The following is a 9,907-nucleotide window of genomic DNA, read 5'->3' on the forward strand; positions in this document are numbered from 1 at the left end:
TTACGCCCCCTTGTCGAGCTGACGCGAGATGGCGTTCATCAGTTCAGCAACGAAGCCTTCCGAGCGGGTGCCGTAACCCGAGATGCGGGTCTGGAAGTAGTTGTAGAAGATAACGGCCGGGATAGCGGCGAAGAGGCCGATACCGGTGGCGAGCAGGGCTTCAGCGATACCCGGCGCCACGACGGCGAGGTTGGTGGTGTTGGTGTTAGCGATACCGATGAACGACGTCATGATGCCGTAAACCGTACCGAACAGACCGATGAACGGACCGGCCGAACCGACCGAGGCCAGGAACACCATGCCGCCCGACAGACGCTTGGCCAGCGAGGACTGGACGGCGTTGATGGCGTAGGTGGCGCGGGCCAGCGTCGAGTCGCGGTGCTCGCCGGCGACTTGCAGGCCAGCTTGACGCGACAGTTCGACTTCCTGCGAGGCGGCGGCGGCCATGTCGGCCATCGGGTTGCCTTCGAATTCTTCCGACGAGCTGATGCGCGCGATGTCGGCGATCGAGCGAGCGCCGCGGAAGGCTTCCAGGAACTTGTCCGATTGCTTGTTCAGGCCGGCGAACTCGAAAATCTTGGTGAGCAGCAGCACCCACGAGAAGACCGAGGCCAGCAGCAGGCCGATCATGACGACCTTCACGACGGCGCCGGCGGCGAGGAACATGCCGACGGGGGTCAGCGAGTGGCCGCCCTTGCTTTCGCCTTCAGCGGCCGGAGCTTCGGCCGGAGCCGCTTCCGGAGCCGGGGTGGCGGCCGGCGTGGCGGCGGCGTCGGCGGGAGCCGAGGCGGCGGCCGGATCGGCGGGCTTGGCGTCTTGAGCGAACGCCGGGGCGCTCGCCATCAGCGCAACGGCGCCGACGAGAGCGATGAGGGGGGTCTTCCGTTTAATGTCGAGCATCTGTCGCCAGTTCCTGATTGGTCTAGCACGTTTGGACCGAGGGTCGTCGCGCGAGAGCGTCTCCACCCTAACTCTGAATAGCCCGTTCCGGGGTTCGATTTCTCTCCCCTCGGGACGGACCCGCTTCGCTGCGCTCGACCCGTTACGCCCCTCAACGAGGACTAGGCCTCCAGAAGGATCGTTTCGAAGCGCGTGCGACCGAGGCCCGTCTGAGGGGCTCCGGTCTTACCGCAATGTTAGAATTGCGGCTGTGGTCCTTTGGCAACCCCTTTTCGCACCGTCAAGGGGCTCGTTTAGGCACAAAATCGTCGTACACGGTGGAAGAGTCCGGCGTTTACCGCGACGCACAAAGGGCTTTTCGGGAAAACGGGGCGTTTTTCCCCCTGCAAGAAGATTGGCGATGCTGCACCGCAGCAAGGCAACAAAACGATGGTCGATGAAGGCAGGCGCCCGCCGACTTGGCAAATGACGACTTTCGCGTCCCGCCAAAGAATTCGCGCGGATGGAGAAAGCGGCGCCGGCCGAGCTTGAGCATAGACGCGAAGGCGTCCGAGCCAGATCTTTGGGAAAATTGAGGAAGATGGTGCCTGGGGCCGGAATCGAACCAGCGACACGCGGATTTTCAATCCGCTGCTCTACCAACTGAGCTACCCAGGCATCTGAACCTTGGCGGTGGAAACCGCCCCGGCGACCTCGCGGCGAAGCGAGGAGCCGGGTCTATAGAGAAGGCGCGCGGCGAAGTCCAGCGCCCTTTTGTCATTCCCTGTTGATGAGTTCGGAAGGCGGATTTTCCTCGTCATCGTCGCCGCCGGCGACGACGTAGCGACCGCTCAGCCACCGCTGCAGGTCGACGTCGGCGCAGCGCTTCGAACAGAAGGGGCGGAAGGCCTTTTCGACAGGCTTGCCGCAAATCGGGCACCCCGTGCTCATGTGGCGAACACCTCCATACGGTCGTCCGGCCAATTGGTCTCAGATTCGACGGTGAAGCGACGCCCCAGGCGCTCGGCGACTCCGCCGTCGAGCTCGGCGGCGAAGGCTTGCGCCACAGCCGACGAACAACGCGCGGTCAGGCGCGCTCCGCCCTGCGCCCTGCCCTCGCGTTCCAAGGCCCGTGCCAGGCGGCGGGCCTGGTGCCGGGGATTCGGGGCGCCCGCCGGCGTCAGCAGGCGATCCAGGATCGGCGGCGCGCGGCGCGGCACGATCATCTCGAGCGTGCCGAACTTGCTGATCGCGCCCACGCCAACGCCAGGATTGTCGGCGGCGAACGCGTTGCGGGCGGCCGTGGTCAGGGCCTGGCCGTCGTGGCCGCGACCGACCAGATCGAAGACGATGATTCCCCCAAGCCCCTTCAGGCGCAGCACGCGGGAGGCGACGCTAAGCGCCGCCATATTGGCCTGACGCGCGGCGCGCTTCGAATCGGAAGCCTCACGGCCGCCCAGATCGACGTCGACCGCCGTCAGGGCGCGAGTCGGCTCCACGGCGATGTCGCCGCCGCCGGGCAGGGCGAAGATGGTGGCCAGGGCGTCGGCCTCGGCCTCCTCGACGGCCTGGAGGGCCTTTTCCCCGGTCGTGGGCGAACCGGCCTTCACATGGTGGCGAAGGCGCTCCTCGATGGTCGGCGCCGTGCCCAACACGCGCGGCTCGCCCTCCCCTTCCGCCACGAACCGCGCGACGGCGGCCTTGCCCTGGCGCGAGGCGGTCTTGATCTCGATCTCGACGAGGCCGCCTTCGACCAGCCTGGGCATGTCGGGGCGCAGGGGCAGGATCACGTCCTGTCCGCCCGGCAAGGCGACGAAGGCCGAGGCGAAGCTCTTTTCGATCGACTTGACCCGGGCGACGCCGCGCACGCCCTCAGCGTCCAACAGATCGTCCGTGGGCCAGGAGACGAACAGGCGCTCGGGACGGCCGTCCAGGGTGACCACCCCGACCGTCTCGCCGACGCCCTTGTAGAGATAGGCTCTACGTTCACTCATGACTTGGCGCTCATGGCCGGTAACCCAGGCCCGAAAGCAGGTTCAGCGTCTCGTAGAGCGGCAGACCAACGACGCTGGGATAGGAGCCCTGCAGGTCGGTGATGAAACCGCCGGCCAGGCCTTGCACGCCATAGCCGCCGGCCTTGCCCTTCCACTGGCCGCTGGCGACGTAGCCGTCGCGCTCGGCGTCGGAGAGCCGCTTGAAGCCGACCTTGGTCTCGACCAGGCGCGAGCCCAGGCGGCCGTCGGGCGCGATCAGGGCCACGCCGGTGAACACCTTATGGTTTCTACCCGACAGGAGCTTCAGGCAGTAAAGGACGTCGGCCTGCGTCTCGGCCTTGGGCAGGATGCGGCGGCCGACGGCGACGACCGTGTCGGCGGCCAGGACAAAGTCGCCCGGCGCGCGGGCGGCGACGGCGCGCGCCTTCTCCACCGCCAGGCGCAGGGCGTGGCGGCGCGGTGTCTCGTCGCGCAGCGGGGTCTCGTCGATGTCGGCGGGATCGACCCGGTCGGGCGTGACGCCGACCTGGGCCAGCAGGTCGAGGCGCCGGGGGCTCGCGCTGGCCAGCACCAGCGCCGGCCCGGCGGCCGCTTGGGCTGCCGTCGTCGGAGCCATCGGCGTCTTACTTGAAGCGGTAGGTGATACGGCCCTTGGTCAGGTCGTAGGGGGTCATCTCGACCAGGACCTTGTCGCCGGCCAGCACGCGGATGCGGTTCTTGCGCATCTTGCCGGCGGTGTGGGCGATGATCTCGTGATCGTTTTCCAGCTTCACGCGGAACGTGGCGTTGGGCAGCAATTCGCTGACCGTGCCGGGAAACTCGAGCAGTTCTTCCTTAGCCATCAGGCCTCTCAAAGGGACGAATCGGATTGCCGCGAAGACGGGGGTCCTCGCGGCGAGGCGCCTCTATAACGCAATTACCCCCCAAACGTCGATGGCGCCCCGAAACGTTGCTTGATGGCCGCCGCCAGGGCGTCGCGGACCTCGCGATAGGCCTCTAGCCGGGCCTCCCGCGAGCCGTCGACCAGCGTGGGATCGTGGGTCGGCCAGTACTCGATCTCCACCGCGCGATCCCGCGACAGTTCCACGGCGCGGTGCTGGGCCTCGGGGGTCAGGGAGACCACGACATCGAAGCTGCCGTCCTCGAGCTCGGCGAAGGTCTTGGGCTTGTGATCCGAGATGTCCAGGCCAAGTTCGTCCATGACCACGACGACGAACGGGTCGACCCCCTCGCCCGCCGGATCGCCCTTCAGCCCGCACGAATCGACGAAGGCCCGCTTGCCGTAGAATCGCTTGAACAGCCCCTCGGCCATCGGCGAACGCACCCGGTTGTAGTTGCAGGTGAACAGCACCGCGTCCGGAAGCCCCTCCACCCCCTAGCCTCGCCAGTGGAGAGCGCAGATCAGGGTGAACAGCCGCCGGGCGGTGTCGAGGTCGGTCTTGACCTTGCCGACCAGGCGCTCGCGCAGCAGGTTCGAGCCTTCGTTGTGCAGGCCGCGCCGGCCCATGTCCAAGGCCTCGATCTGCTGCGGGGTCGAACTTCGTATGGCCGAATAGTAGCTGTCGCAGATCAGGAAGTAGTCCTTGATCACGGTGCGGAACGGCGACAGCGACAAGAGGTGCCGGCGCGCATAGTCCGGTCCGGAGATGTCGAAGGCCAGCCGATTCTCGACCAGCGACAGCTTCACGTCGTAAGGGCCGCCATGCGCCTCTTCGGGCTCGAAGTAGTTGCCCTCGAGCAGATCGAAGATCGCGACCTGGCGCTCCTGCTCCTGGTCGCGCGAGACGGCCGCAAGGCTCTGGTCGTCGATCTCGATCGACTGGATTCTTTGGCGGGCGCGGTCGTCTGTCGGGCTCATCTGGCGCGGGAGGTTCGCGCGTCAGCCGGCGGAAGGCAACCGGATCTCCGCCGACAGGGCGTGAGCCGGCAGCCCCTCGGCCTTGGCGAGGGCGACGGTGTGCGGTCCCAGGATGCCGAACGCGGCGGCGTCGCACTTCACGATCGAGGTGCGCTTGATGAAGTCGTAGATCGACAGGCCCGACTGGAAGCGCGCCGCGCGGCTGGTGGGCAGCACGTGGTTGGAGCCCGCGACGTAGTCGCCGATCGCCTCGGGCGTGACGCGGCCCAGGAAGATCGCCCCCGCGTGGCGCACGCGATCGGAAAGACGCTCGGGCGCCTCCGTCGCGAACTCGACGTGCTCGGGGGCGATGGCGTCGACCAGCGCCGGACTCTCGTCCAGCGGCGCGATGATCACCGCGCCGTGGTCGCGCCACGAGGCGGCGGCGTCCTCGCCCGTGGCGAGGGTCGTCAGACGCGCCGTAACCGCCTCCTCGACCTGGGCGGCGAAGGTTTCGTCGTCGGTGATCAGGATCGACTGGGCGGCCGGGTCGTGCTCGGCCTGGCTGAGCAGGTCGGCGGCGATCCAGTCGGGATTGGTCTTGTTGTCGGTCACGACGACGATTTCCGAAGGACCGGCCAGGGCGTCGATGCCGACGACACCGTAGAGGCGACGCTTGGCGGCGGTGACGAAGGCGTTGCCGGGACCGACGATCTTGTCGACCGGCTGGATCGGACCCGCGCCATAGGCCAGGGCGGCCACCGCCTGGGCGCCGCCGACGCGCCAGATCTCGGTGACGCCGGCTTCCTTGGCTGCGGCCAGCACCGCGGGTTGCAGCTTGCCCGGCGGGGTGACCATGGCGATGCGATCGACGCCCGCCACCTGGGCCGGCACGGCGTTCATCAGCACGGTCGAGGGGTAGGCGGCGCGGCCGCCCGGGACATAGACGCCCACGGCCTCCAGCGGCGTCCAGCGCCAGCCGAGCTCGACGCCGGCCTCGTCGGTCCAGGCCTGGTCGGCCGGGCGTTGGCGACTGTGATAGGCGCGGATGCGGGCGGCGGCGAAGGCGATGGCCTCGCGCACGTCGGCGGGCGTGTCCGCCCAACCCTGCTCGATCTCTTCCGGCGTGACCCGGATCGTCTCGGCCGTCAGCTCGACCTTATCGAACTTGCGGCTGAACTCGAGCACCGCCGCGATCCCATGCGTCTTGACCGCCTCCAGCACGTCGCGCGCGGCGGCGTCGACATCGGCGGGAGAGCCCCGGCGCTCATCGAGGAAGGCCTTGAAGGCTTCGGCGAAACCGGGATCGGAGAATTGGAAACGGCGCATGGCGCCTAGATGCGGTTTTTTGGCGAGGTGGCAAGGGGGCAGCGCGGCCTTTTGAGCCACGCGCCGCGCCCCCCGCTCTAGCGACGCCGCATCAGCAAGCCGTAGACGGCGCCCGACAGCACGAAACCCACGAACCAGGCGTAGGCGTAGAGCCCGGTCCAGAAGCCCGCCACGCCGCCGAAAAGATGCGGAAAGGCCGTGGCCAGGAACCCCGGCAGGTTCGGCAGCACGCCGCACGCCAGGCCGATGACGGCGGCCGGGTTCCAGCCCCGCCGATAGCCATAGACTCCCTCGCGACGATAGAGATCGTCGGCGACCAGGGCCGCGCGGCGCACCAGCCAGTAGTCGACGATCATGATCCCGGCGATCGGGCCCAGCAGGGCGCCGTAGCCCGTCAGCCAGACAAAGATGTAGCCGTTGGTGCTCTCCATAAGCTTCCAGGGCATGATCAGCGCGCCGATCCCGGCGGTGATGTAGCCCCCGATGCGATAGGTGATCTTCTCGGGCCACACGGCGGCGAAGTCGTAGGCCGGCCCCACCAGGTTGGCGGCGATGTTGCAGGAGACGGTGTCGAGGCTGATGATCAGCAGCCCGATCATGACCGCCACGCCGCCGATGTCGCCGGCCAGGGCCACGGGGTCCCAGATCGCCTTGCCGAAGATCACCACCGTGGCCGAGGTGACGATCACGCTCATCAGGGCCATCAGGGTCATGGGCCCCGGCAGGCCGGCGGCCTGACCCAGGATCTGGTCGCGCTGGGTGCGGGCGAAGCGGGTGAAGTCGGGAATGTTCAGGGCCAGCGTCCCCCAGTAGCCAGCCATGGCGGTGACGATCGGCGGGAACTCCGTCCAGAAGCGACCCGCCTTGGGATGGCCGGGGTCGTAGACCGAAGGTGCGTGCAGCATGGAGCCCAGCCCACCCGCCTTGGACAGCGCCCACCAGACCAGCAGCGCGCAGACGATGACCTTCACCGGCGCGGTCCAGGTCTCCAGCTTGCGGACGGCGTCCAGCCCCTTGGTGACGAACAGCAGTTGCAGCAGCCAGAAGGCCGCGAAGGCCGTCAGTTGGCCGGTTCCAATGCCCAAGGGCGTGATGGGGCCGGTCAGGTTCTTGCCCACCATGACGCCCAGAAGGGTCAAAAGCGCGCCGCCCCCGATCCAGGTCTGGATACCGTACCAGCCGCAGGCCACCAGGGCGCGGGCCAGGGCCGGCAGGCTGGCGCCCCGCCAGCCGAACGAGGAGCGCACCAGCACCGCAAACGGCACGCCGTGTTTCGCGCCGGCGTGGCCGATCAGCAGCATGGGTCCCAGGATGATCAGGTTGCCCAGCATGATCGCGGCCACGGCCTGGCCCGCCGACAGGCCCTGGTCGATCAGTCCGCCCGCCAGCATGTAGGCGGGCACCGCGATCACCATGCCCAGCCACAGGGCCGCGAAATGCCACCAGCGCCAGTTGCGCTGCGCGGCGCTGGTCGGCGCCAGATCCTCGTTCCACAGATCGTTGTCGGGCGCGCTCATCCCATGGTCCCCGAGGGCTTCAAACCCGTCGGCGCGCCACCAAGCCCCAGGCGGACGCGCCCAGGGTCGAGCTTAGGAGGCAAGGCCGGGCGAATGACAAAGTTTTGTCATCTGTCCGACTGTTGGAGAAGCAGAAGACCTCAGACGGTCAGCGCGGACTCGTTAGCCGAGCACCGCGCAGGCCCATGTCGCCACGCCGGCCCAGAACGCCAGGCACAAGCCGAACGCCCCGACGCGGCCCCATGCGAAGCGAAGCCCGCCGTGCGCCAAGGCCGACGCCTCGGGCTGCGCGATGTCGTACGAACCGAAACCGGTCGAATAGGCGGACTTTCTGGCCATGGAGGCGTCCCTAACGAGCACGCCTCTGACGGGCGTGTGACGTTAACTTAACACCGCCCGGGCGCCAGAATAACCGCCCCGCGGATCACTAGAGCGTGGGACAATTTCTCAGCGTTCGGTCTGCCTACGGAAAGATCACGAAAATCAGGCCGCCCAAGGGTTGAGCACGGCGCCCAATTCTTAGCCCGAATGGTCGGACTTATTCCGCGTGGCCCGGCGTCCGGGGCGTGATCCAGGGATCGGAGACGTCGGCCAGCGCCACGTCCAGGCAGTCGACCGACACGCGCATGTCGCCGCCGCCGGCGAAGGTCAGGGTGACCACGCCCGCCGGCGCCTCCTGCGCCGGCTCGAAGCCGATCGACAGCAGCTCGACCACCGCGCCCTTGGCGTCGCGGCGCAGGTTGCGGGCCTGCACGCCCGCGACATCGCCGAACTGCAGGGCCGAACGCACCCGCTCGCCCGCCTTGGCGCGCTTGCCCAGCGCTTCCCAGCGGAAGCGGTTGCAGGCGATCGTGAGGGTGCGGCTCTGCGCGTCCCAGCGGATGTCGCCAATCTTGGCGATGGCGTCCTGCAAGGCGGCCGACAGCACGGCGAGATCCTCGGGGTCGTGGGCCAGCAGGCGCAGCGGCTTGACGGCGTCGGCCATCGGCTAGAGCTCCGCCTCGCCGTCGCCCTTGAGACGACGGACCTGCGCCCCGCAGGCGCCCAGTTTTTCTTCCAGACGCTCGAAGCCGCGATCGAGGTGGTAGATGCGCGAGACCGTCGTCTCGCCGCGCGCGACCAGGCCGGCGATCACCAGGCTGACCGAGGCGCGCAGGTCGGTGGCCATCACCTCGGCGCCTTCCAAGCGCTCGACGCCGCGCACGCGGGCCTCGCCGCCGGCAACCGAGATATCGGCGCCCAGGCGCATCAGTTCCGGCGCGTGCATGAAGCGGTTCTCGAAGATGGTCTCACGGATGCGGCTCTCGCCGTTGGCCGTGGTCATCAAAGCCATGAACTGCGCCTGCAGGTCGGTCGCGAAGCCCGGGAACGGCGCGGTCTCGACGTCGACCGATTCCAGCCGGTGGCCGTTGCGGCGGATGATGACGCCATCGGCGGTGGGCTCGACGCCCGCGCCGGCTTCCTTGAGCTTGTCGAGCAGGGCGTCGATCAGGCCCGGACGGGCGTTGGTCAGGCGCACTTCGCCCCCGGCCATGGCGGCGGCGACGGCGTAGGTGCCCATCTCGATCCGGTCGGGGATCACGGCGTGGGTGGCGCCCTGCAGGCGGGCGACGCCGGTGATGGTGATGGTCGGCGTGCCCGCGCCTTCCACCTTGGCGCCCATGGCGTTCAGGCAGTCCTGCAGGTCGGCCAACTCAGGCTCGCAGGCGGCGTTGTGGATCACGGTGACGCCGTCGGCCAGGACGGCCGCCAGCATGGCGTGCTCGGTCGCCCCGACCGAGACGATCGGGAAGCTGATCTCGGCGCCCTTCAGGCCGCGCGGGGCCTGGGCGTAGACATAACCCTCGTGCAGGTCGATCTTGGCCCCCAGCGCCTCCAGCGCCTGCAGGTGCAGGTCGACGGGACGCGCGCCGATGGTGCAGCCGCCGGGCAGCGAGACCTTGGCCTGGCCCGAACGGGCGACCAGCGGGCCCAGCACGTTGAACGAGGCGCGCATCTGGCGAACCAGGTCGTAGGGCGCGAAGCCGCTGGTGATCTCCGGCGCGTGCAGGATCGTCTGCTGGCCGTCGGGGCCGTCGCTCTCGGTCACCTGCACGCCCAGGCGCGTCAGCAGCTTGCCCAGGAAGCGCGTGTCCGCCAGGCGGGGCATGTTCGTCAGGCGCAGCGGCTCGTCGGTGAGCAGGCTGGCCGCCATCAGCTTGATGGCCGAGTTCTTGGCGCCGCTGACCGGGATCGTCCCGTTCAGCTGCGCGCCGCCGGTGATGGCGATGCGATCCATGAGGTCCCTCGAACGCGCCAAGCGGGGGTGTCTCGGCGCGGCTCACATGTGAGGGGCGGGTTCTATCCGTTGC

12 protein-coding genes and 1 tRNA gene are annotated in these 9,907 nt (G+C 68.4%); all 13 read right to left on the reverse strand.

Annotation, left to right across the window (positions count from 1 at the left end; genetic code table 11):
* The 13 genes from DI526_RS01540 to murA all read right to left on the reverse strand — a co-directional run bounded on the left by DI526_RS01540 (position 1) and on the right by murA (position 9,834).
* Positions 1 to 900 carry a MotA/TolQ/ExbB proton channel family protein gene (locus DI526_RS01540; protein ID WP_304273257.1) on the reverse strand — a complete coding sequence of 300 codons (900 nt, stop codon included), beginning with the start codon at positions 898 to 900 and terminating at the stop codon, positions 1 to 3.
* Between the two features lie 581 nt (positions 901 to 1,481).
* Positions 1,482 to 1,557 (reverse strand) — tRNA-Phe (locus DI526_RS01545).
* A 99-nt stretch (positions 1,558 to 1,656) separates the two neighbouring features.
* Positions 1,657 to 1,830, reverse strand: coding sequence for a DNA gyrase inhibitor YacG (locus DI526_RS01550; RefSeq protein WP_304273260.1), 174 nt, complete (start codon positions 1,828 to 1,830; stop codon positions 1,657 to 1,659).
* Positions 1,827 to 2,873 carry a ribonuclease E/G gene (locus DI526_RS01555; RefSeq protein WP_304273262.1) on the reverse strand — a complete coding sequence of 349 codons (1,047 nt, stop codon included), beginning with the start codon at positions 2,871 to 2,873 and terminating at the stop codon, positions 1,827 to 1,829. Before DI526_RS01555 ends, DI526_RS01550 begins: the two co-directional genes overlap by 4 nt.
* A 10-nt stretch (positions 2,874 to 2,883) precedes the next feature.
* On the reverse strand, positions 2,884 to 3,489 hold the full coding sequence (locus DI526_RS01560) for a Maf family nucleotide pyrophosphatase (RefSeq protein WP_304273265.1): 606 nt from the start codon (positions 3,487 to 3,489) through the stop codon (positions 2,884 to 2,886).
* A 7-nt stretch (positions 3,490 to 3,496) separates the two neighbouring features.
* Positions 3,497 to 3,715: a translation initiation factor IF-1 gene (gene infA / locus DI526_RS01565; RefSeq protein ID WP_004617696.1), complete on the reverse strand. Its 219-nt coding sequence runs from the start codon at positions 3,713 to 3,715 to the stop codon at positions 3,497 to 3,499.
* Positions 3,716 to 3,789: 74 nt separating this feature from the next.
* Complete coding sequence (locus tag DI526_RS01570) at positions 3,790 to 4,245, reverse strand: low molecular weight phosphatase family protein (RefSeq protein WP_304273299.1); 456 nt, start codon at positions 4,243 to 4,245, stop codon at positions 3,790 to 3,792.
* A gap of 3 nt (positions 4,246 to 4,248) precedes the next feature.
* A complete protein-coding gene (locus DI526_RS01575; RefSeq protein WP_304273314.1) occupies positions 4,249 to 4,731 on the reverse strand; it encodes a UPF0262 family protein in 483 nt (160 codons plus the stop codon).
* A gap of 21 nt (positions 4,732 to 4,752) precedes the next feature.
* Positions 4,753 to 6,039: a histidinol dehydrogenase gene (gene hisD, locus DI526_RS01580; RefSeq protein WP_304273316.1), complete on the reverse strand. Its 1,287-nt coding sequence runs from the start codon at positions 6,037 to 6,039 to the stop codon at positions 4,753 to 4,755.
* A 77-nt stretch (positions 6,040 to 6,116) separates the two neighbouring features.
* Entirely contained in the window at positions 6,117 to 7,556 is a 1,440-nt protein-coding gene (locus tag DI526_RS01585; RefSeq protein WP_304273318.1) for an NCS1 family nucleobase:cation symporter-1, read from the reverse strand.
* A 162-nt stretch (positions 7,557 to 7,718) separates the two neighbouring features.
* Positions 7,719 to 7,895 (reverse strand): hypothetical protein, encoded by a 177-nt coding sequence (locus DI526_RS01590; RefSeq protein ID WP_304273321.1) that lies wholly within the window; start codon positions 7,893 to 7,895, stop codon positions 7,719 to 7,721.
* A gap of 199 nt (positions 7,896 to 8,094) precedes the next feature.
* Positions 8,095 to 8,541 carry a DUF2948 family protein gene (locus DI526_RS01595; protein WP_304273323.1) on the reverse strand — a complete coding sequence of 149 codons (447 nt, stop codon included), beginning with the start codon at positions 8,539 to 8,541 and terminating at the stop codon, positions 8,095 to 8,097.
* 3 nt (positions 8,542 to 8,544) lie between these two features.
* Positions 8,545 to 9,834: a UDP-N-acetylglucosamine 1-carboxyvinyltransferase gene (gene murA / locus DI526_RS01600; protein WP_304273325.1), complete on the reverse strand. Its 1,290-nt coding sequence runs from the start codon at positions 9,832 to 9,834 to the stop codon at positions 8,545 to 8,547.
* Positions 9,835 to 9,907 lie beyond the last annotated feature (73 nt).

This window comes from Caulobacter segnis, assembly GCF_003243465.1.
Classification (GTDB): domain Bacteria; phylum Pseudomonadota; class Alphaproteobacteria; order Caulobacterales; family Caulobacteraceae; genus Caulobacter; species Caulobacter segnis_A.